At 49.6% G+C, this 23,561-nt stretch carries 18 protein-coding genes; 6 read left to right on the plus strand and 12 right to left on the minus strand.

Going from position 1 to position 23,561, the window contains the following annotated elements; all coding sequences use genetic code 11:
- Nucleotides 1-30: 30 nt before the first annotated feature.
- The gene (locus CBE72_RS01490; protein ID WP_100141986.1) at nucleotides 31-738 is read right to left on the minus strand and encodes a DUF998 domain-containing protein; all 708 of its coding nucleotides are present in this window, start codon (nucleotides 736-738) and stop codon (nucleotides 31-33) included.
- Nucleotides 739-1,240: 502 nt separating this feature from the next.
- On the opposite strand from CBE72_RS01490, the gene CBE72_RS01495 reads away from it, so the two are divergent.
- The 6 genes from CBE72_RS01495 (at nucleotide 1,241) to CBE72_RS01520 (ending at nucleotide 11,394) form a co-directional block, all read left to right on the plus strand.
- Nucleotides 1,241-2,785 carry a methyl-accepting chemotaxis protein gene (locus tag CBE72_RS01495; protein WP_100141987.1) on the plus strand — a complete coding sequence of 515 codons (1,545 nt, stop codon included), beginning with the start codon at nucleotides 1,241-1,243 and terminating at the stop codon, nucleotides 2,783-2,785.
- A gap of 283 nt (nucleotides 2,786-3,068) precedes the next feature.
- Entirely contained in the window at nucleotides 3,069-4,427 is a 1,359-nt protein-coding gene (locus tag CBE72_RS01500; RefSeq protein ID WP_229671889.1) for a YjiH family protein, read from the plus strand.
- A gap of 138 nt (nucleotides 4,428-4,565) precedes the next feature.
- Entirely contained in the window at nucleotides 4,566-8,216 is a 3,651-nt protein-coding gene (locus CBE72_RS01505) for a two-component regulator propeller domain-containing protein (RefSeq protein WP_157929018.1), read from the plus strand.
- 89 nt (nucleotides 8,217-8,305) lie between these two features.
- On the plus strand, nucleotides 8,306-9,172 hold the full coding sequence (locus tag CBE72_RS01510; RefSeq protein ID WP_100141989.1) for a UDP-2,3-diacylglucosamine diphosphatase: 867 nt from the start codon (nucleotides 8,306-8,308) through the stop codon (nucleotides 9,170-9,172).
- A gap of 14 nt (nucleotides 9,173-9,186) precedes the next feature.
- Complete coding sequence (gene olsF / locus CBE72_RS01515; RefSeq protein ID WP_100141990.1) at nucleotides 9,187-10,935, plus strand: bifunctional ornithine lipid synthase OlsF; 1,749 nt, start codon at nucleotides 9,187-9,189, stop codon at nucleotides 10,933-10,935.
- 51 nt (nucleotides 10,936-10,986) lie between these two features.
- The gene (locus CBE72_RS01520) at nucleotides 10,987-11,394 is read left to right on the plus strand and encodes a CBS domain-containing protein (protein WP_100141991.1); all 408 of its coding nucleotides are present in this window, start codon (nucleotides 10,987-10,989) and stop codon (nucleotides 11,392-11,394) included.
- Nucleotides 11,395-11,435: 41 nt separating this feature from the next.
- On the opposite strand, the gene CBE72_RS01525 is transcribed toward CBE72_RS01520, so the two are convergent.
- From CBE72_RS01525 to ribF, 11 genes are all read right to left on the minus strand, one after another.
- Nucleotides 11,436-11,735 carry a TapY2 family type IVa secretion system protein gene (locus CBE72_RS01525; protein WP_157929019.1) on the minus strand — a complete coding sequence of 100 codons (300 nt, stop codon included), beginning with the start codon at nucleotides 11,733-11,735 and terminating at the stop codon, nucleotides 11,436-11,438.
- A complete protein-coding gene (locus CBE72_RS01530; protein ID WP_100141993.1) occupies nucleotides 11,732-12,127 on the minus strand; it encodes a type IV pilin protein in 396 nt (131 codons plus the stop codon). The genes CBE72_RS01525 and CBE72_RS01530 overlap by 4 nt, the downstream gene beginning before the upstream one ends.
- An 8-nt stretch (nucleotides 12,128-12,135) precedes the next feature.
- Nucleotides 12,136-15,663: a pilus assembly protein gene (locus tag CBE72_RS01535; RefSeq protein WP_100141994.1), complete on the minus strand. Its 3,528-nt coding sequence runs from the start codon at nucleotides 15,661-15,663 to the stop codon at nucleotides 12,136-12,138.
- A 4-nt stretch (nucleotides 15,664-15,667) separates the two neighbouring features.
- Nucleotides 15,668-16,102 carry a PilX N-terminal domain-containing pilus assembly protein gene (locus CBE72_RS01540; RefSeq protein ID WP_100142106.1) on the minus strand — a complete coding sequence of 145 codons (435 nt, stop codon included), beginning with the start codon at nucleotides 16,100-16,102 and terminating at the stop codon, nucleotides 15,668-15,670.
- A 10-nt stretch (nucleotides 16,103-16,112) separates the two neighbouring features.
- The gene (locus tag CBE72_RS01545) at nucleotides 16,113-17,072 is read right to left on the minus strand and encodes a PilW family protein (protein WP_373289246.1); all 960 of its coding nucleotides are present in this window, start codon (nucleotides 17,070-17,072) and stop codon (nucleotides 16,113-16,115) included.
- A 4-nt stretch (nucleotides 17,073-17,076) separates the two neighbouring features.
- Nucleotides 17,077-17,628 (minus strand): type IV pilus modification protein PilV, encoded by a 552-nt coding sequence (gene pilV, locus CBE72_RS01550; protein ID WP_100141996.1) that lies wholly within the window; start codon nucleotides 17,626-17,628, stop codon nucleotides 17,077-17,079.
- Between the two features lie 231 nt (nucleotides 17,629-17,859).
- The gene (gene ispH, locus CBE72_RS01555; protein ID WP_100141997.1) at nucleotides 17,860-18,813 is read right to left on the minus strand and encodes a 4-hydroxy-3-methylbut-2-enyl diphosphate reductase; all 954 of its coding nucleotides are present in this window, start codon (nucleotides 18,811-18,813) and stop codon (nucleotides 17,860-17,862) included.
- 1 nt (nucleotide 18,814) lies between these two features.
- On the minus strand, nucleotides 18,815-19,237 hold the full coding sequence (gene fkpB, locus CBE72_RS01560; protein WP_100141998.1) for an FKBP-type peptidyl-prolyl cis-trans isomerase: 423 nt from the start codon (nucleotides 19,235-19,237) through the stop codon (nucleotides 18,815-18,817).
- Between the two features lie 3 nt (nucleotides 19,238-19,240).
- Entirely contained in the window at nucleotides 19,241-19,756 is a 516-nt protein-coding gene (gene lspA / locus CBE72_RS01565; RefSeq protein ID WP_100141999.1) for a signal peptidase II, read from the minus strand.
- 11 nt (nucleotides 19,757-19,767) lie between these two features.
- Nucleotides 19,768-22,593, minus strand: coding sequence for an isoleucine--tRNA ligase (gene ileS, locus CBE72_RS01570; protein ID WP_100142000.1), 2,826 nt, complete (start codon nucleotides 22,591-22,593; stop codon nucleotides 19,768-19,770).
- Nucleotides 22,594-22,625: 32 nt separating this feature from the next.
- Nucleotides 22,626-23,561, minus strand: coding sequence for a bifunctional riboflavin kinase/FAD synthetase (ribF, locus tag CBE72_RS01575; RefSeq protein WP_100142001.1), 936 nt, complete (start codon nucleotides 23,559-23,561; stop codon nucleotides 22,626-22,628).

Genomic DNA, 23,561 nt, shown 5'->3' on the forward strand with positions numbered 1-23,561 from the left:
CTCTCAGCCAAAGCTGTAATCTGGCGACCATCAATAAGGACTTTCAACCGGCTCCTGTTCATCGGGAGCCTTTTTTGTGCACAGCAGTAAACACAGGACCCAAATCATAAAGCTACCGACGCCCAACCACTGGAGAAAAGCCGGCCACCAAAAGTCAGGGCGGGGAAATTGCAACACTAACTCATAATAAAAGGGGTTGTCGCCCTCGGTAATACCAAGTTCCAAATACGGTAGGAGTAGAAAGGCGCCCAAGCAGGCACCACTGAGGCTTCCTGGGATCAGAGGCCACAGCGTTGTCCGCCCCATGGGACGTTGCAGCAGGTAAATCAGATAACAACCGACACTGATACAACCAAAGATAAAAAACCACTTCAGCATTAAAGTATGCAGATGATAAACATTGACAGGAAACAGACCAACACCGGCCAACGCCATGCAAGTCAGGCTCAAGCTGATGTACAGGAGGTGACCACTCAACAGGCGAGACAACTGCAAGGTGAATAACCAACAGAGCACCAAACTCAAGCTACCGAAAAACAAGCCGCCATTGAGCAGTACCGCCAATTTTGAATGGCCGTAACTCCCCAGTTCACTCAAGCTGTGGTTAAGCAGGCTGAAGGCTTGCCCATCATTACTCTGATAGCCCCAGATCACCAACCCCAGGCCCAGCAGTATGCCAAAGAGTCCCAGCAAACCAAAGCTCAACGCCATTCTTGCCAGTCTCTGTGTTCTCTGCATGACTGTTATCTGCCCCTGATTAAACTTCTGTTACCTAAGTTACATGCTCCAGTTTTTTTTTTAAAGCCCGGGTTAGACCTTTTTGCGTTACCGATCGCTTATTTACCCGAGTTTAAACTACAAAACCGGTTGTTTGTCGAATTATTGTACCTTGATGCTTTAGCCATTCTTTGCGGCCTTGGAATACCCAGCCGCTGACTTAGGATAACAACTTGAGAAACCAAGATAATGACAGTTCGAAAAACGGCGCCCCCATGAGCAAAAGCAGAATTCACGATAGCAAACTGATAGACAGTGTATTTGCAGAGCTTTCTTCCGGTCTGGACACCGACCATCGAATTTTCAATTTTTATACATATCAATAACCTGCAAACATTTTACCCCTAAAGAAATTGCAAAAAGCACTCACTCAAATAACCACATAAATGTTATGCTTATCACACTTAAAACGATAATAAGGCCTGAATCAACATTGGGCCGCTAACTCTGAGTCTGAATAAAGATGTCCACAAGGAATTCCACCACCACAGACAGGGAAGTCTGTCTGCAATCCACCGATGAACTTATCTCTACTACAGATCTTCGCGGCGTTATCACTTACGTTAACCCCGCTTTTGTCGAGATCTCGGGGTTCTCTGAAACCGAGTTACTGGGTCACAGTCATAATAAGGTTCGCCATCCCGACATGCCCAGGGCAGCCTTTGCCGAAATGTGGCAAAGCCTCAAGGCAGGAAATACCTGGCGGGGATTAGTTAAAAATCGTTGTAAAGACGGGGGATTTTATTGGGTTGATGCCTTCGTATCCCCCATCTTTGAACAGGGAAAAATCATTGGTTATCAATCGGTCAGGGTTAAGCCCAATCAAGAGACTGTCAAGCGGGCCATCAAAATATACGGTCGCCTTAACTTGGGCAAACAGGTCAAAGATCCGCTGACACTGACACAAAAACGCTTGCTTTCGGCACTGATGGCCGGGGCAGGCCTACTGCTCTGTGGTTATATTTGGGGTTGGGGCGTGATGTTGGCTGGCGCCATGTTGATGGCGCTCAATTTGATTATTTTTTATGACGAAGCCTTTCGTATTCCGGCACGATTGATGGCACTCAAGCAAGAATACGACTCTGTGAGTCGCTTCATCTATGCCGGCCAGGATACCTCATCCGTGCTCGAATTCCAGTTACAGCGTAAGGCTGCGATGCTTCAGGGCGTATTGGGCCGGACTCAGGATCAAGCGCTGAAAACCAACGACATTGCCGATCAACTGGTGGTGGCCACCGAGCAGGCCAGAGTCGGCATGGATTTGGAGCAGCAACAGATGCAGCAGATAGCCAGTGCCATTGAAGAGCTGCACGCCACCATCAGTGAGGTGGCCGACAATACTCAAGCAACCTCAAACCGTATAGATCAAGCCTACAGTCTCTGCCGCCAAAGCCGTGATGCGATGCATCAGAATAGCGAACATATACTTCACCTGGCCGATGATGTTGCCAGGGCGGCTTCCAATGCCAAACAACTGAACGATGAAGCACAACAGGTTGCCAATGCCATGTCGGAAATCGATGCCATTGCCGATCAAACCAACTTGCTGGCTCTCAATGCGGCCATAGAAGCGGCCAGAGCCGGTGAACAGGGACGTGGCTTTGCCGTGGTCGCCGATGAGGTCAGAGCCTTGTCCGGCCGTACTCAGCAATCCACCAAGAGTATCTCGGCCAGCATAGAAACCATGTTCAGCATGCTGACCCAGTGGGCCAATGAAATGGAAGCCAGCAGACAGCAGGCACAAGCTTGCGCCACTCAAGCTCTGTCGGCAATGGAATCGATCAACACGGTCAACCAGGGAATGAGTGAAATTCATGATCTCGCCAGACAAAATGCCGTAGCAGCCACCCAGCAAGGGCAAGTGGTACAGGAGATAGCAAGCGGCATCCAGACAATTCACGGCGCCACCAATGATAACTTCAGCGCTCTATGTCAGGTTGAACAAGCCGTATTGCAACTAAAAGCCAGTGCCGACAGGTCGTTGAACCTGAGACAGACCTTCGGATAAAGCTTAACCGGGTTGAGCAACAAATATTTAACCAGCTATTTTTTAAGACTTTTTCATAAGGGACTGCTCAAACAATAATTAAGCAAAGACGAGAAATAACTATGCTGTTGTGATCAAAGAGACAGAACTGACAGCGAATGAATTTACATAGCCACGTTAAGGGGGTAATCTTGCCCCCCTAAATTCGGGGGCGGGTTGCATGAAAATGCATACAAAGCCAATATTGCCCCTGGCGAGTAACTTTGTTACTCATCCATTAGTGTAAATTCAGGGTGTAATAACCGTGGCAGAAGCAAAACAAACCCGCAACATAGCAACCTTACTCACCTTCCTGGTGCCATCCCTGCTCGGCGTCTTACTCTTTATGACGCCTATCAGTTATAACAATGAATTGACCATTCCTGTGGCGGTGTTGGCCGGTGAACTCAAAAGTTTGCTCAATGATTATTTGACCAGCATAATTTGCGCCATAGTGGTATTTACCGCCACGGCCAGTGTGTTGGTGAAACTCCTGCGTCCCGGCTTCGTCCGCCACAGCAAGTTTCTCAATTCTCTATTGAATATCAGCCCTGCCTGGCTCTTGGTTAGAGTGTTGGGAGCAATATTTATCTGCCTGACCTTCTTCCAGGTTGGCCCTGAGATGCTCAGAGCCGATTCCACCGGCGCTTTGGTGATGAATGACCTGTTGCCACTGCTGTTCTGTGTGTTCTTTTTTGCCGGTATGTTCCTGCCTTTATTGCTCAACTTTGGCCTGTTAGAACTCTTCGGTACCTTACTGACCAAATTGATGCGGCCGGTGTTCAACCTGCCGGGGCGCAGCGCCATCGACTGTATGGCTTCCTGGCTCGGCGATGGCAGTGTCGGGATTTTGCTAACCAGTAAGCAGTATGAAAACCGCTTCTACACCCAGCGAGAAGCGGCAGTTATCGGCACCACCTTCTCGGCAGTCTCCATCACCTTTACCCTTGTGGTGCTCACTCAAGTGAAACTGCAAGCGATGTTTGTGCCCTTCTACCTGACGGTCTGTCTGGCCGGCATTGTTGCCGCCATAATAGTGCCCAAGTTGCCGCCGCTGTCGCGCAAGAAAGATGTTTATATTGATGGCAGCCCCAGACAGAAAGGTGATGAGTCGCTGCCCGAAGGTCATAACTCCCTGTCCTGGGGGCTGGATCTGGCGCTTACCAAGGCAGCCAATACCGGCGGGATATTTAAGGTGCTCTCCGAAGGGGTAAAGAATGTCGTCGATATGATCTTCGGTGTACTCCCTGTCGTAATGGCAATAGGTACCATAGCTCTGGTCATCGCCGAATACACCCCGGTATTTGACTATCTTGGCAAGCCTTTTATTCCATTGTTGGAACTGATGCAGATCCCCGAAGCTACCCAAGCCTCCAAGACCATAGTCGTCGGGTTTGCCGATATGTTTATCCCCTCGATTCTGGCCACCAGCATAGAATCCGACATGACACGCTTTGTGATTGCGGCACTATCTGTCACCCAATTGATCTATATGAGTGAAGTAGGTGCCTTGCTTATCGGCAGCAAGATACCGGTGAAAATCTGGGAGTTGTTTGCCATCTTCCTGCTACGAACCCTGGTGACTCTGCCTGTGATTGCCGGGATGGCGCACCTGCTGTTCTAAGGGTAATTTAGCCGAACTTCCCCACAACGGCCGCGACACGCGGCCGTTTTTATTTCTAAGCACTAGAATGTGCTAACAAAATTCGCATTTCGGCCACCAGCATCTACACTGAAAAAAGTTCGTTTTTGAGGCTTTTCGGTGAAAATCTTTGCGTTACTGCTCCTTTTTACGGCACTTTGGTGCCTCGATAGCCTGACGCCGTCATTAGGCTATCGCCCTGTTCTTGAGCAATTTCAGGCCGAAGACGGCTTGTCGATGAACACTGTCAATGACCTCGCCACAGACGATCGTGGTCACCTGTGGATAGCCACCCAGGCCGGACTCAACCGCTTCGATGGCGAACATTTCAGGCTCTACAGTAAGCAGGACGCTCCCTACGGCCCTAGTGGCAATCACATTGAAAGGCTACTGTTTTCAAGCCAGAAGGAGTTGTGGCTGCTGACCTTGAGCGATGGCCTGAATCTTTATCATCCGGACAGTGGCCGCTTTGAAATATTGGGTGCCGAAGCCGATCTGCCGCTGACAGGGATCCGCGAGCTGGCAGAAGACAAGCAAGGCATGCTCTGGCTGCTGATGGATGATGCCAAGGTTTGGCGCTACGACCCCAAACGCCGCCAACGCCTGGATAGCCAGCAGCTTCAGACAAATACCGTTTCACAACTGAGGTTTTATGCAACGCCTTCCGGCGACTTGTATCTTGCAGGAGACTCGCTCTGGCAGCTGGATGACAGCAAGTCCTGGCAACAGGTGACAATATTGCTGCAGTCTGCTCAGGTAGAGTCTCTGATACAGGCCAAGGACGGCAGTTTATGGCTCGCAAGCAAAGGAACGCTCTGGCACTGGTCTTTGGGAACCGAGGCTGTGCCTTACTCCATCAACCAACTTGGCGATGCCGGCATTCGGCATATGGTTTTGGATCCACAGCAACGGCTCTGGTTGGCGGTGGATAAACTCGGTCTGCTGCGGTTTACACCTCAAACCCGGGAGCTTCTTTGGCAACAAAACAGCGATGGCAAGACCATCCAGACGCTGCATCTGGATGACAGCAACCAACTTTGGATAGCGACCAAGGGAGCCGGTCTCGGTAAGCTGGATCTCAATCAGGAAGCGATGGGAAAACTGCTGCCCAACAGTTTCGAGAACCACAACCTGGGTAATGGCGATGTCAGAGCGATTTTTCGCGATCATCAGGGGCAACTCTGGGTCGGCACCGCCAGCGGCCTTTATCAGGCACTGGAGTCTGACTCGGGCAAAATTCAAGGCTTCAAACCCTCGCCGCTGGCAAGCCAACTGCTGGATAAGGCCTTTATCGGCTTTATCAAAGAAGACAGTCAGGGCCGGCTGTGGATTGGCACCCGGGGCGAAGGCTTACTGATCTTCAATGCCGAGCGCGACAGCTATCTGCACTATCGCCATCAGGCCAATGAACCAGGCTCACTGCCGGCCAACACCCTCTACAGTTTAACCTTTGACCAAAGTGGCATTGCCTGGATAGCCACCAAAGAAGCCGGAGTCAGCCGTTATCTAGGTATCGAAAAAGGTTTTGCCGCACCGGATGCCGCGCCGCTGCCCAAAACAGAAACCACTTCGATACTGGAGGATAACGGCGGCAATATCTGGATCACCAGTTACGGTGAAGGCCTATTCAGGCTCAAGCCGAATGGCAGCGTATCTCATTGGTCCACAGATACTGAAGTCCCTCTACCCAGCAAACACCTGTTTTCCATCTACCAACACCCGGATGGACAGTTATGGGTAGCATCCAGCGACGGTGTATTCTCATTCAGCCCGGATAGAGGGCAGTATCAAATGTTTGACCGCCAACACGGCCTGATAGGTGATGTCGCCTACCTGATGCAACATGATGCCGACAACAAGCTCTGGATTGGCAGCGCCAGCGGGCTGTCATGGCTGGATCCCGCAACAGGCACAAGCCGGAATTTTGCTTATGAAGATGGCTTGCAAGCCAACGAGTTCAACTTTGGCGCCGGGTTTCTCGATAGGGACGGTAGCCTGTTTCTCGGCGGTGTAAAAGGCCTCAACCATATTCAGCCCCCCGCTTTACCCGCGAGGAAACCTCCGGCGCAGCCGATCATAGATGAGCTGCAGGCACTGGGGCAGATACAAGAGCACGCACCCAAGCCCTGGAACCGACAGAAACTGGTTCTGGGGGTTGATGCCTTACCCCTGAGTCTCAAATTCCACAGCCCGAACCTGCATCACGCCAGGCATCTTGAGTATCAATACAAACTCGAAGGCATGCAGCAGGAGTGGCTCAATACCCGGGGGGCCAGAACTGCCTTCTTCCCGGCGCTCAAACCCGGTGACTATCGCTTTATGGTCAGAGCCGTGGATATTGACGGCAATACCAGCCCGGCGCAGAGCCTGCAGCTAAGCATAACTCCCAGGCCCTGGCAAAGCCCCTGGGCTTATACTATTTACAGCTTATTGTTGCTGAGCCTGATATTTGGCTTTGCTTATAACAGGTGGCAGAAGTTTATTGAGCAACGAAAACTGCTGCAACAGGTGGCGAGCAGCGAGCAAAAGCTGCAACTGGCACTTATCGGCAGTGGTGATGAGTTTTGGGATTGGGATTTGCAAGCACAGGAAGCCAATCGCAATAACGCATTTCTCTGGTATCCCGAGCCCGAAACCCACCTGAAAGATACGCTGGAGCGCTGTGTCCATCCCGAAGACTTGCCGCTCATCTGGCCCGAGATTGATGCCTGCCTCCATAAAGGCCGGCAAGAATTTGAACTCAGCTATCGCGGCAAGACCCAGGACGACAGCTGGCTTTGGGTACTCAACCGTGGCCGGATCATGGCCAGGGATCAAGAGGGGCGCCCTTTAAGGATTACAGGAACCATCAAGGATATTCAGAAACTGAAAGAAACCGAATCGGCACTGCGTCGCTTCAATCAGGAGTTGGAGCTGAGGGTTAAACAGCGCACAGAAGCACTGCAACAGAGCAATGATGAACTGAACCACACCCTGGAAGAGTTACAACTTGCGCAGTCTGAACTGCTGGATAAGGAGAAAATGGCCACACTTGGTGGTCTGGTTGCCAGCATCACCCATGAAGTCAACACTCCCATAGGTATCTGTGTCACCGCGGCTTCGCATCTGGCGGAGAATGTTAAAGCCTTCAACAAGCGCTTTTACGCCGAGGATGTCGATCAGCAGGATTTCGAACAGTACCAGAGTGAAGTGGCCGACTGCAGCCGACTGATGCTGACCAACCTGGAACGCGCCGCCAAGCTGATCCGCAGCTTCAAACAGCTCTCTGTCGATCAGTCCCATGAAGAACTGCGGGAATTTAACCTGGGGCACTATCTGGATGAGATTTTCCTGTCGCTCAACCCCATGCTGCACCGCTCGCCTCACAAGTACAGCTATCAATGCCCGGCCGACATCACCCTCAACTCCACTCCGGGCGTCTTTTACCAAATTATCAGTAACCTGTTTACCAATTCACTGGTACACGCCTTTCCAGAAGGAAGCGAGGGACGGATGTCGCTCAATGTCAGCCGCACAGATAACGGCATAGAGCTTGTCTACCGTGATGATGGTTGCGGCATGAACACCGAAGTACAGCAGAATATTTTTGTTCCCTTTTTTACTACCAAACGCGGTAAAGGCGGCAGTGGCCTGGGGATGAACATAGTCTATAACCTGGTAACTCAAGTACTTGGCGGCGAGATCCGCCTGATCAGCGCACCGGGTCATGGCAGCGAGTTCCGCATCATACTGCCAAATGATATCGAGGTAAGCTCAGGGGCGTCACAATAAGGTCATCAAGACGTCACTTCAAGGTCAAATAACTGACTTAGAGTCTTTCACAGTCAAACCCGTTTCACTGGTTTTATCCAGGAGCTGCGATGAAAGACAGCAAGTCATTGGTCAACAAACCATCGACATTTCACCCACACTCCCGCCGCGCAGCCGAGTCTGTCATCAAGCTCAACGCCCTCTGGCTCTCGGATATTCACCTGGGCAGCATTGACTGCAAGGCCGAATATCTGCTGCATTTCCTAAACAGCGTTCAGCCCAAGGTGCTGTATCTGGTGGGGGACATAGTCGACATCTGGGCCCTCAAACGCAGGGTATTCTGGCCCGAGAGTCACAACCAACTGCTGCAAAAACTGCTGCAGATGGCACAAAGCGGCATCAAGCTGGTGTATCTGCCCGGCAACCATGATGAACTGTTTAAGGACTACCACCAGCTGCAACTCGCCGACGTCATTATCAGCAAAGAGTACCGACATCAAACCCTGAGCGGCAAAACCCTGCTGATGCTGCATGGTGATCAGTTTGACTCCGAAGTCTGTATCGGCCGCATCACCGCCCGCCTCGGCGATCACCTCTACGATGTCTTGATGTTTCTCAACCGCCAGTTGCACAAGGTTCGCCGCCGTCTCGGTTATCCCTATTGGTCTTTGGCCGGCTTTATCAAGCAAAGAGTCGGCAAGGCTCAACAAGCCATCAACAGTTTTCGCGAAGCCGTGGTGCGTTATGGCCGCAAGCAGAAGGTGGACGGCATCATCTGTGGCCATATTCACCAGCCGGAGCTCACGGAAATGAGCGGCTTTATCTATGCCAATGATGGTGACTGGGTAGAGAACTGCACCCTATTGACTGAAACCCTCGACGGCGAGCTGCAACTCGAGCGCTGGAATGAACAACTGGGCCGGACCGAAGTACTGAAACGCTTCGCCTGGCAGAGACAAGAACAACAAGCTGCTTAAATCAGGTACCCATTATGATGTTTACCGTCGATAAAGTCGTGGAATCCAATCTGCCCAATATCAACAGCAAGCCTTGGCTCGCCAAGCCAACCAAGGCCTTACTGCGTTATCTGCTTAATGAGCGGGAGTGCAATGATATCGCCGGCCAATTCAGTTTTCTCAAGGGCGTGGATTTTGTTGAACAAATGCTGGAAAGCTTTGCCGTCAGCTATACGGTGCCGGACAGTGAGGTGGAAAACATTCCCCATCAGGGCCGGGTCGTTATCTTCGCCAATCATCCAATAGGTTCGCTGGATGCTCTGGTGCTGATAAAACTAATCAGCGAAGTCAGGCCTGACATTAAAGTGGTTGCCAACGAGCTGCTGATGACACTGACGCCACTGCACAACATCCTGCTGCCGGTTCGCAATATGACTGGCGGAACCCCCAGACAACACCTGGAGAAGATCCATCAGCATCTGCGCAGTGAAGGCGCTGTGCTCATCTTTCCATCGGGTGAGGTTTCCCGGCTCAGACCAAGTGGCATTCGCGATACCCAGTGGCAAACCGGCTTCCTGAAGATGGCTATCAGCTGCAATGCGCCGCTGCTGCCCATGTATGTCGATGCCAAGAACTCGGCGACCTTTTACGGCGCTTCCATCTTGTATAAACCTTTGGCTACCCTGCTGTTGGTGAAGGAGATGTTTAAACAAGCCAGTAATACTCTGCCGGTACGTATCGGCGAGCTTATCCCGGCAGAAGCGGTCAGCAGCAGTAACTTCCCGCTCAAAACCCGGGTCAGTCTGCTGAAGAACCATCTCTATCGCATCGGCAAGAATCGTAGCCCACTTTTCAACACCCAGAGCGCCATCGCCCATCCAGAAAAACGTCGTGAGTTGCAGCAGGCTTTACTGCAGTGCGAGCAACTTGGTCAAACTCAGGATGACAAGCAGATTTTCCTCTATCGCCATCAGGGCAGCAGCCCAGTGATGCGGGAAATAGGTCGGCTGCGGGAGCTGGCTTTTCGCGCAGTGGGTGAAGGTACAGGAAAACGCAGAGACATAGACAAATACGACTCCAGTTATCTGCACCTGGTGCTCTGGGATCCCAAGGAGCTGGAAATAGTCGGCGCCTACCGCTTTGCCGAAGTTGCGAACTTGCACAGTGCCGGAGAAAGCCTCTACAGTGAGTCACTGTTTCACTATCAAGCTGAATTTGCACCCTATTTAGCCAAAGGCCTGGAACTCGGCCGCAGCTTTGTACAGCCTAAATATTGGGGGAAGCGCAGTCTCGATTACCTCTGGTACGGCATAGGTGCCTTTCTGGCTCGTCATCCCTGCTACCGCTATCTTTTCGGGCCGGTGACCATAAGCAACCAACTGCCGGCACCAGCCAAGGAGATGTTAGTACACTTCTACCTGCAGCAGTTTCCCTGTAAGACACAACTGGCACAGTCTTTCGCGCCTTTTTGTCTGTCACCTGAGCGCCAGACTGAGCTGGACAAACTCTATATCGATTCAGATTATCAAGACGCGTTTAAACAGCTCAAGCAGACCCTTGCCAGTATGGGCGCCGCTGTGCCAACTCTCTACAAGCAATACGGCGATCTTTGCCAGCCTGATGGGGTGCGCTTCCTCGCCTTTGGAGTGGATGCCGACTTTGCCGACTGTATCGATGGTTTGGTGCTGGTGGACTTGGACAAGCTCAAGTTCAAGAAACGCAGCCGCTATATCGATTGTCATCTGCAGGAGCTCAATCAGCAAGATGAACATGCTCTGAGTTAGCATTATTGACAGGGCTCTGATATAACAAAGGAAAGGTTATGGAGGATCCCTATGCAGCTCTGCATCGCCGATATCATGATCACCCGAGTCGTCACTGTGGAAATGGACGACCGCCTGAGTGTGGCCAAAGAGATATTTCATCATGCAGGCTTTCATCACTTATTGATAGTGAATGATGAAGGCAAGCTGGAAGGCGTCTTGTCCGAGCGTGATCTACTGCGGGCCTTAAGCCCCAATCTTGGCAGCGATACCGCCACTAGCAGAGATCTGGAAACCCTCAATAAGCGGGTGCATCAAGTGATGAGCCGTAATCCTGTAACCGTTGCGCCACATCTAGGCTTGGCCCAGGCATCCAGACTACTGCTGGAGAAAGATATAGGTTCACTGCCGGTACTGGAAAACGGTGAGATTGTCGGCATAGTGACCTGGAAAGATCTATTGCGAGCCTATTGCTGTTAACCACAATAGGCTCAGACTTCATTCAAAGGCTTGGGTGAAAGCTATCTCAGAGTCATCTCATCCAACTTACGAGCCTTTTCAGAGCTGAACTCCTCATTAAGCAACACACATTCGCTGGCTTCCCTGATAAAGTAACGCTTGCCGCTATTATCCTTTAACGACTTACCGCTTAAACGCGCCATCAATAACGGCTGTTTTTCCAAGTCCCAGCGATAAAAGGCGATTTGCTCTCCCTTACTGGTGAGCAAGTGACACTTCACATCCTGCCGCTCGGCGGCTTGGGTTGTTAATAACATACCGGGCAGTAAGAGCAGCAAGCCGTATTTAATTGATTTCATCATTTCCAACACTCCGCAGAAGTGCCCCCCTTGACCCCGGCATCGGTCAAGGTCAGCGTCTTACATTTGCTGTCACGGCTGGCCTGTACTCCTTGCGCCGTCGCGGTCAGGGTAAAACTGCCGGTGCCGCTCGATGCTATGCTGTAATGGCCGTTCTCTGTTATAAAGGGATTGGCATTGAGTCCCAGTTTAGTCATATCCGTGGCATAAGTGCGATTATCCAAATAGTACTGCTCCTGCAGATTGGCCAGTCGCATCAAGGCCGCATGAGCCTCAGAGCGGGTACTCTTGGCAATATACTGGGTATAAGATGGATAAGCGATCGCCGCCAGAATGCCAAGTATCACCACAGTGATCATGACTTCTATCAGGGTAAAACCCACTGCTTTTTTCATCTCTTATCCTACTCATTTACATGGTAATAAATTCGATTGGTCGTTAAACCACTTCCCAGAGAAATTGTTCCTTTACAATCACCATTTTCACACTCTCCCTTCCCTACGCCGATAATATATGCAGTAGGATCCTCATCAGTCTCTGGTTTAGGGACAACTATTTGAGGAGTATCCGGAACTCTTTCCCCAACGTCATAATAAACTTCACTAAAACTGCGAGTTCCCTTATGCAAGCTGAATACATATAAACGACCTTGGCCAGCAAAACCACATATACCGGCATCTAAATCTATATCTGAATTAGCAGGTGGAACAAAAGAAGTAAAGTATACCTTACCATCAAAAATCAATGATGCTGACAATGATTTCTCACCGGAAGAGCTAAAATCATAGAACCATCCCCTTTTGGTTCCGAATACAATATCTTCAGCCTGAGATGTGGGAGCTGATGATGTAACATCATATAAATCATCAATACCCAAAGGTTCTGGGTGGTCGGTTAAGAAAGATTTAGTAACAACATTTCTATCTTGAAAGACATAAAACATATCATTCGTTGCTGTACCAAGGGGGTGAGTTCGATTCCCGCTACCTATAGCTACAGCATCATAAGGGATATTTTGATAACTTAAAGTTCCATCATCACTATGAATATTGTTAAATTGAGTCTGAGCCACGACAGGCTCAACAAAAAACATTCTATCATTAGGTAAACTAGACGTAGCGATAGATGCAAACATAAACACAGACCATTCAGACATAATATTACTAGGCATATCAATTCGCCATATTTGACCACTAACATCTGAAGCGTAGATTCTATCACTCACACCATCATTATTACTATCAATCACTGCAACTTTATTAGGAACACTACTCATCCCTATTGCATTAAACTTCTTAACCAACTCACCAGTAGCTGCATTAATAATATATACCGCATCCCCGCCACCTCCTGAATACGCCATCCCACCACCAACTATTAATACAGGATCACTAACTCCAGGAACTTGAGTAATCACTGGTTCCGACCAAGATTGTCCTAGTTCTTCAAAGCCGTTACTATCAGAGTTTATCATCCATTTGAAAACAGGATTATCTGGATTCGTTATATCTAAAGAGTAATATGAGCTACCTCCTCTCCGCATCCCTAAATAGACCCATGCCTTAGATACTTTACCATCTGAATCAGTTTCAGTATAAGCAACAGGTGATAAATCCATACCATAAACACTATGCTCTCCAGTTTCATAATTTGTACGTAATTCCGGAACATTGCCCCATAATTCATGTGGTATAAATGCCCATGACTCCTGAACATTACCAATTGAGTAATCGCTGCTTCCTGAATCAGAATCTTTAAACATGTGAACTAAACCTTGGTTTGTACCGATAATTATTCTGACATCCAAGTTCTCCGAACCACTACTACTTGGCTTACTGCCAAAGTTAATTGCCAAAGGTTTGGAGTGGAGAGGGTCTCCCATTATATCTTCTCGAGCTTCTGATGTACTTCCATCACCATCATCATCATCAACATCAACACCATATAACCAGTCTAGATCTGTTTGAGAATAAGTTGTTGCAAAACTAGAGCTTCCGAAATCTATCAAACTACCACCAATATCAGTCTTTATTGATCGATTCTTTAAACTTTTCCTTAAGGTTGGAAGCACTCCACCAGAATTTACCTTATTACCATCCATACTACTTCCAGTGCAAGTATTCCAGTATGTGCATACAGTAGATGCTATATTTCCACTAGAATCAATAGCATTAGCATTACCACCAGGGCCAACAATTTCTCCTAATGAATTAACTTTTAATTTTTTAAGATTACCACTCCATCTAGGTCCCTCTCCAGGTAAAAACATAGCGAAATAGGCAGAGTTATAAGTTTGAGTTTTATCAAAGTTATTACTAGCAATGCTTGGTGAGGTAAACGAAGAGTCTATTGAAAGGATCGATTTCAAAGCATCGTCCATAGCTCCAACGAGGTCTAACCCTGTTTTAGCAACATAGTAACCTTTAGAAACCCCATTATCATTTCTTGGGTTTCCACCTCTAAAAGCAGCCTCTTCCAAGAGAGACGCAGCAACATCTGCTCCGTCAGAAAAACCGATGGTGAATAACCTAACATTTTGCTTATTATCGATCCCTGACGAATCTTTAACTCCTTTCACTAGGTCATTATTATACATGTATGCCGCCAAAGCGGGCAAATAACTTACTTCCACATCACCTTTATTATTGACAAATTCAAACCCAGAATAATCGGCAGTATTACCTGAAGAAGTCAAAGACAAAATCTTGGAATTAGCACTATTATCCAAAGTTGGGGCCCCATCCGTGATGTAAATAACGTATGCGGTATCAGGACATTTTTTAAATGGCGAAGAATAATTGCCTGAAGATATAATACTTGGTGGATTATTCGGAATGTAATCATCGATTTTATAGATACCTTTCCCATTCGCATCTGCATTGCCATATGTTACAGGCCCACCACTAAAGTATTGATATGATTCATACAATGTTTCACATAATGGTGTATTGGTCTGCGCCGGCATATTATTAATCAATGACGTAAGACTAGCCAGATTACCATCGGTCATTTCAGCTATATCGAATACGACTCTACCACCATTTGCATCCCCCTCTTCGGGGTAATTAAGATTAAACACAGCTAAGCCAGCATCAATAGGAATAGCCAAATCTGTAAGAGCAGAAACTAAAGCCTCCTTTGCGACCTCAAGCCTTGTTCCTGTTCCACCACTATTTTTACCATCATCAGTTGTTGTGACCCACTCATACCAAACTAGATAGTGAGCTGTATACAAGGTAACAGGAGACCCCTTACCAAAATCAGTGCCATTTAAACTTTGAGTACGAGCAGCTTCATCCGTACCTAATGTATACATATCTTTTGAATCTATAGGATACCCTAGAGGGAAACTTGCACCTTTCTTATCTTTCCCAGGATTTAAAGCAATTCTATTTAATATATCTTCATAACAGTCAACTATCTGCCCTTGGTTAAACCCCTCATTTTCTGCTAAAGAATACCATTTACCGGAATTCCCTTTCAGCTTAAACTCCCGTAAATAGCCAGTATATTTTCCTCTAGAAATTAATGCATCAGCAGCCAGTTTACAATTATTATTGTCACTATAAAATCTACGGGACTCAGTTGGGTCATCTGGTACCGGCATAGTACTTGTATTATCTATACCTCCAGCATTCCAATATATACCTTTTTCATTAATATACCCCGCATATCCAGCCAGATATTCAGAAAAGCCATCTGCATAAGAGCAAATACCACTTACCTGATCTTCTTCCGAACAGTACGAACTTGTAGCATTTTGATCTTCGGTGGACATGCTTCCAGAATTATCAAAGATAAATAATACTTGCGGACGCTTACCACTTCTTACAGTTGAGTCTATAAGATAAAGCTCTGTATCATCAGCAATAGTAACTCCAGAAACTACAACTATGGCCATCAGAACACTTAATAATATTTTATTAAACATAATTTTAGTTTCCTGTAAGTATTTGCTGCTCGACTCCGGATGCAACCGTTAATGAACCAAGGTCATCACGTCCATAGCTGACGGTGCTTGTTATCTGAAAGCGGCGACAGCTAACTAAATTGGCTCCTGTAGCATTGGAGGTTCTTTGACAACTAACGTCCTTAACACCAGTGTCCGGTAAAGGCGAAATAACTTGCTCACCATAAAATCTGTCCAAATTCACTTCATCTTTAACATTAGCAAATGGGGCTCCAGCGTACTCTGTTATGACCGCCTGCAAACCACCGTCTGCCAAAGCCTTGGCTTCCACTCGCTCGGCACCAGCGCCGGCCATGCGCAGCGATTGACTGGAGTTAACCGCCAGTGCCACACCAATCAAGGTCAAAATAATCAGGAGGATAAGTGCAAAAAACAGTACGATGCCCCGCTGCTGTCTTATCTTCATCGGCCTAATTCCTTATCAACACAGGGTTTTCGAGTACCACTGTGGTCGAAACCACTTTACGGCGGAAGTTATCGCCGTCCCCATTGATGGCTCTGTTGCCGGTTTTATCGCCCAGAGAATATGTCGTGTTATTGGTGTAGCTGTTGTCCACCTCGGGAGAGCGCACCAATAGAAATATCCTCAGGGCCACAATCCGCTGAAACAACTGGTTGTCCCACATCAAATCGGTCACATTCTGCACTGGCATAAAGCTATCAGCAGTATCATCACCATCCTCGTCAAATCCGTAAAGAATGCGCATATTCTCAATACCTTCGACCAAGGGTTCATCGATATTCATCCCTGTACTCGAGAGCGATTTGCGGGTCAAAACAGGTATACCGTTGTTGTCCTTAATAAAATAGACATGGTGTTGGTATTCCCACACCCTTTGGTTTTCAAGACTAGGATCGGTATTTTTAAAAAACACCGCCTGGCTAGCCGTTGTGGCGACCCGAAAACCACTGCTTGCACCTGGAGGGCCCACCAGGCGTTTGATCTGAATTACATCTGTCCCTGTTATCACTGAGTTGACACAGCTCAGCGAACCGGCGCTCACCCCAGCCTCATAGCCCCACAGGCGTCTAAAGTGGGCTGGCTGGCCGTTGGGCAGAGTGGCGTTGTTGAGCCCCTGTCCGATACAATCTGCCCCCACTGCATCATCGACCCGAGCATTGGTGCCCAGTACAAAGTCTGTCCCTGTCATATCACCAAAAAAGCCTACCTGACTCAGATCCGGCACCATGATGGCCAACGCAATACGGCCATTTTCCTGTAACTGATTGAACTGCCCGGTGGTGGTAACATTAGTGGCAGACATACTGAACATGGCAAACAAACCGAGCGCCAGGAAAAGACTGATGACCATGGCCACCATGAGCTCTACCAGAGAAAAACCCGACTGCTTTGAATTTTCCACACTCACCGCCTTAACCTTGATTGATCACTGTCTTGAGGATAAAGACCCGCCGACGCTTACCCAAACTATTGCCGCAGTCGGTCGTTTCATAAGCGGTACCAGCGGTTTCCTGTATGCCACGCCAAGCCATTACAATAGTGACATTGCTGCCATTGACATTCAGACAAGCGGTAGCGCTGTCGAGGCCGCCAACATTCTGGCTGCCGACAGCTTCAGCCGCGCCGGTAAAGAGTTCTTGCCATTGGTAAAGGTCCCAAGCTAATGTCTCGGCAGCATTGCAGGTCACCGTGGCGCCAAGGGCCACGTCGCAGGATTTGGCTGGAGCACTTCCGCCCCCAGAATAGGGGGAGCCGTCATCGTAATTACTCAGCACTGAGTTATTAAGCTTCATCCGATTGAGGATATCATTGGCAAAATAAGCCGCCTGAGTCTGCTGAAATGATTCAAAGCTGGCACGCTTAGCCACTATATGTAGATTAAATATCCCGATAAGCCCTATCACCAAAATGACGAGCGCTACCATAACCTCAATCAGAGAGAATCCCTCTCTCCGTTTTTTCATCCGCGTCAAATCTCCAGACAATGCCATGTTTTTGACAATAAATTCAGCCTATTAGTTCTTTAATATCTTATAGTTAGCTTAAGGCAATGATAATACCTGTTAATGATAGTTGAGTCGAATGTAAATCTCCAGTAACTATGTTCTCTAATAAATTCACGTTTTATAAGAGAAATTTCCCATAAAAAAAAGAGGCTTAAAAAGCCTCTTTTTTAAACCCTGTTCTGCTGTTGTCTATCGCAACTCGGCAGGCACGGCAAATACGGTATCTTCCTTACGCCCTTCAACTTCGGTCACCACGCTCGGAGCCAGTTTGGCTATGGCTTCAACCACCTGTTGCACCAATACTTCCGGTGCAGAGGCTCCGGCGGTAACCGCAACCCTAGCGACGCCATCGAACCACTCCCGTTCAACGTCATCGGCGTTATCCACTAGATAGGCCTGAGTACCGGACTTGAGCGCCAGCTCCCGCAGTCTGTTAGAGTTGGAACTGTTCTTGGAACCAACCACAATCAGTAGGTCTACATCCTGTGCCATCTTACGCACCGCGTCCTGGCGATTTTGGGTGGCGTAGCAGATGTCGTCCTTACGGGGCCCTTCAATCGAAGGGAAGCGCTTCTGCAGCGCGGCAATAATATCCAGGGTATCATCCACCGACAGCGTGGTTTGGGTGACAAAGCAAAGATTGTCGCTATCCTTCACCTGCAGTGCATCCACATCGGCCGGAGACTCTATAAGATAGACGCCTCCATCAGGGTTGTCATACTGCCCCATGGTACCTTCCACTTCGGGATGGCCGGCATGACCGATAAGAATGCACTCAATCCCCTTGCGACTGGCGCGAGTCACCTGCAGATGTACCTTAGTAACCAAAGGACAAGTCGCATCAAACACCTTAAGACCACGACGCTTGGCCTCGTTGCGCACCGCCTGTGACACCCCATGGGCACTGAAAATCACTATGCTGTTATCGGGCACTTGATCCAGTTCGTCGACAAAAATCGCCCCGCGCTGCTTGAGATCTTCAACCACATAACGGTTATGCACCACTTCATGGCGCACATAGATAGGCGGGGAAAAGAGTTCCAACGCCCGCTCGACTATGCTGATGGCCCGGTCGACTCCGGCACAGAAGCCTCTGGGATTGGCCAATAAGATGTTAAGACCGGCAGGTTTTTCTACTGACATATCAAAGCTCCTGCAATACTTCCAGTTCAAAGGTCACCTGATGGCCCGCCAGCGGATGGTTCAGATCCACTGTGACAGAATCACCGACTATCTCCCTCACTATTCCGGGTATTTCACTGCCGCCTGGGCCAGCGAAACTGACGATAACACCGGGTTCCAGCGTCATATCTGCCGGGAATCGGCTGCGATCCAAGTGATGAATGGCATCGGGATTGGACTCGCCGAAAGCATCGGCAGGCGCCAGAGTAAAGCAGTGATTGTCACCAGTTTTCAACTTAAGAAGCTCAGCCTCAAACGCCGGACTCAGACTGCCGTCACCAATATTGAGCCGGGCAGGCTTACCAGACGCCTTTGTACTGTCTGCGGTCGAGCCGTCTTCCAGCAAGATATTCAAGTGACACAAGAGGGATTTCACATCAGACATCAGTTACTCCTTGGCTTCATTCTGCTTGGCAGCGGCCTTGTCTCCGCCGAAAAATGAATCCCAGATGATCAGGACTGCGCCAACACAGATAGCCGAGTCAGCGATATTGAATGCCGGGTAGTGGCTGGTTTTCCAGTAGAAATCGAGAAAATCCACCACAAAGCCATGCATCAGGCGATCAACAAGATTTCCCAGCGCGCCGCCAATCACCAGAGTATATGCCAGGTTTAGGCGCCATAATCCGGCCGATTGCCGTCTAAGCCAAACGGTCAGCAATACACTGAAGCCGACAGCGACGGCGGTAAATAACCAACGCTGCCAGCCACCGGCATCGCTGAGGAAGCTGAAGGCGGCACCATAGTTACGTACATAGGTCAGATTAAAGAAAGGCAACAGCTGCACCGACTCATACAGCTTGAAGTTCCCCAATACCCACTGTTTGGACAGCTGGTCGGCCAAAAAGACCAACACAGCCACCCAATACCAGCGCAGGCCACTCTGTTTCCAGTCTGCGGGCATGTTTATTATCCTCAGGCGAACAGGCGCTGTTCACCCTCTCCTTCGATATTGGTCACACAGCGGCCACACAGCAACGGATGCTCGGCGATCTGGCCAACGTCCTCTCTGTGGTGCCAGCAACGGTCGCACTTGGCCGCTTCTGACTTGGCAACGCTGAGCTTAAGTGATGCCAGCTCAGTTTCACGAGCATCGGCAGGCGCATCGGCGAGCGGCTTAACCACGGCCTTGGAAGTCAGCAGCACAAAGCGCAGTTCATCGCCCAGTTTGGCCAGAGCTTCGGTCAGCGCCGCATCGGCAAACAGAGTCACCTCGGCTTCCAGCGCGCCGCCGATCAGTTTATCGCGGCGGCCCTGCTCCAGCGCCTTGTTGACTTCATCACGAACCTGCAGCAACTGTGCCCAGTATTCATCACTCAGATCTGAGTCCAGCTGAACGGCCTTGAGGCCCTGGAACCACTCTTGAGTAAACACATAGGCGTCACGCTTACCCGGCAGCAACTGCCAGATTTCATCGGCAGTGAAGCTGAGGATAGGGGCAACCCAACGCACCATGGCTTCGGCAATCAGATACAGAGCCGACTGACAGCTGCGACGAGCGTGACCATCTCGCTTGGCGGTGTACTGTCTGTCCTTGATGATATCCAGATAGAAGCTACCCAATTCAACCGAGCAGAATTGCATCAGCTTCTGAGTCACTATGTGGAAGTTATAGGCATCATAGGCTTCCAGCAACTCTTCCTGCAGCTTGGCGGCGCGGCGCACCACCCAACGATCCAGCGCCACCATGTCTTCGATGGCGATCATGTCTGTCTCTGGCTCAAAACCGCTCAGGTTGGCCAACAGGAAGCGGGCGGTGTTACGGATACGGCGATAAGCATCGGCGCTACGGTTGAGGATCTCATCGGATACCGTCATTTCACCGCTGTAGTCGGTAGAAGCCACCCACAGACGCAGAATATCGGCGCCCAGTTTGTTGGTTACCTGCTGTGGTGCAATCACGTTGCCGATGGACTTGGACATCTTGCGGCCCTTGCCATCCACGGTAAAGCCGTGAGTCAGTACCTGTTTGTATGGTGCCTTGCCATTCATGGCGGTTGAGATCATCAGTGATGACATGAACCAACCACGGTGCTGATCCGAGCCTTCCAGGTAGAGGTCAATTTCCTGCCCCTGGAATTCAGGACGGGCGGCAACCACAGAGGAGAAGGTAGAACCTGAGTCATACCAAACATCCAGAGTGTCGGTCACCTTGCGGTACTGGGCCGCATCTTCACCCAAGAGCTCAGACTCATCCAGATCCCACCAGGCTTGAATGCCCTGCTGCTCAATGCGATGAGCAACACGCTCCATCAAGGCCACGCTATCTGGATGAAGTTCTTCCGTATCCTTGTGAACAAACAGAGTGATAGGCACGCCCCAAGTACGCTGACGCGAGATACACCAGTCAGGACGGTTCTCGACCATCTTCTCAATCCGGCTCTGCCCCCAATCCGGGATCCATTGGGTCTGCTCGATTTCACCCATGGCCTTGGTGCGCAGTCCTTTGTTATCCATGGAGATAAACCACTGCGGTGTAGCGCGGAAAATAATAGGTGTCTTGTGGCGCCAGCAGTGAGGGTAGCTGTGACGATAAGCTTCGCGGTGCAGCAAGGCACCTTTTTCCTGCAGCAAGGCGACAACTTCGTCGTTAGCCTTGAACACGTGCTTGCCGGCAAACAGCGGGGTATCCGCCTTGTAAACGCCGTTATCACCTACAGGGTTAGCCACTTCCAGACCGTACTTCTGACCAACCACAAAGTCGTCCTGACCGTGTCCAGGGGCAGTGTGTACCACGCCGGTACCGGATTCGGTGGTTACGTGATCGCCAAGGATCGCCGGCACACTGAAATCATAGAAAGGGTGCTGGAACTGCATCAACTCAAGCTCGCCACCTTTGGTGCGGCCGAGGATCTGATGGCTCTTGACACCATAACGGGCTATACAACTTTCCACCAGGGCTTCGGCCAGAATAACCGCTTGCTTGGCGCCGTCTTCAGACTCAATCTCCACCAGCACATAGTCCAAATCAGGACTCAGTGACAGCGCGCGGTTGGCAGGCAAGGTCCAAGGAGTAGTAGTCCAGATAACCATGGAGACTGGCGCTTGATACTCAGTAACCCCAAAAGCGGCTAGCACTTTAGCCTTGTCCACGGCAGCAAAGGCCACGTCTATAGCCGGTGAAGTCTTGTCTTCATATTCCACTTCGGCTTCGGCCAGGGCAGAACCACAGTCGGTACACCAATGCACCGGCTTAACCCCTTTGTGCAGGTGGCCATTGTCGATCACTTTAGCCAATGAGCGAATGATGTTGGCCTCAGTGCTGAAATCCATGGTCAGGTAAGGTTTGAACCAGTCACCGAGTACGCCGAGACGGATAAAGTCATTGCGCTGACCATCCACCTGTTTGGCGGCATACTTACGGCACTCGTCACGAAACTCAGCGGCAGAGATTTTCTGCCCGGGCTTACCAACTTTCTGTTCTACCTTGAGTTCGATTGGCAGACCATGGCAGTCCCAACCTGGCACATAAGGCGCATCAAACCCAGACAAAGTCTTGGATTTGATAATAATATCCTTGAGGATCTTGTTAACTGAGTGACCAATATGAATATCGCCATTCGCATATGGAGGGCCATCGTGCAGAATGAAAAGCTTGCGGCCAATACGGCTATCACGGATCTGTTGGTACAGATTCTCCTCGGTCCAGCGTTTCAACATCTCTGGCTCGCGATTTGCCAAATTACCACGCATCGGAAACTCGGTTTCCGGCAAATTCAAAGTTGATTTATAGTCGCTCATTGATCCTATACCATTAATTTAGCTAAGAGAGCTCAGCCTGCTTCATTGCTGAGTAAGGCGCGAGCCTCATCAGCGTCATTCATTATTTGTTTCTTAAGTGCCTCAAGGGACTCGAACGGTTTCTCGTCACGGATCTTGGCCACTAATTCCACTTCTACTTTACGCCCGTAGAGGTCACCTTCAAAGTCAAACAGGTGCACTTCCAACTGGCAGTTTTGTCCTTGAACCGTGGGGCGAAAACCCACATTGGCAACGCCATCGTATTGTTCGCTACCATCCCACCAGAGCCTGACCGCAAACACGCCCCTTACAGGAACCACCTTGCGCTTCATCGCAATATTGGCGGTGGGGAATCCCAGCGTCCGACCCAGCTTTTTGCCATGGGCCACCTTACCACTGAGAGTATAGGGATGTCCCAATAAACGTCTGGCCTGTTCAAGATTGCCCTTGGCCAACGCTTCTCTGACCATGGTGGAACTGACCCTATGATCGCCAACCAAGAAGCTCTGAGTACTGACTACCGCAAAACCATGCTGTTCGCCAGCTGCGCGAAGCAGTTCAAAGTTTCCCTGACGCGCCCGTCCAAAACAGAAATCGTCACCGACCACCAGATACTTGACCCCGAGTTTACGCACCAGCAGTTCTTCAACAAACTCCTTGGCCGGCATCTGGGCAAACTTTTGATTGAAGTTGACACACACAAGCCTGTCGATTCCAAGCTCACCCAGCAACCTAACCTTATCACGAAGCAGGCTAAGACGAGCCGGGGCATCCTGGCCTCGAAACAGTTCCTGTGGTTGCGGTTCAAAAGTCATCAGGGTTGCAGGCAAGCCAAAATGACGCGCCTTCTTGACCAGATTGGCTATCACCTCGGCATGGCCCCTGTGTACACCATCAAAGTTACCTATGGTTAGCACACAACCACGATGGGCCGGCAATATATTGTATATTCCGCGAATCAGTTCCAT

Source organism: Shewanella carassii, assembly GCF_002777975.1.
Classification (GTDB): Bacteria; Pseudomonadota; Gammaproteobacteria; order Enterobacterales; family Shewanellaceae; genus Shewanella; species Shewanella carassii.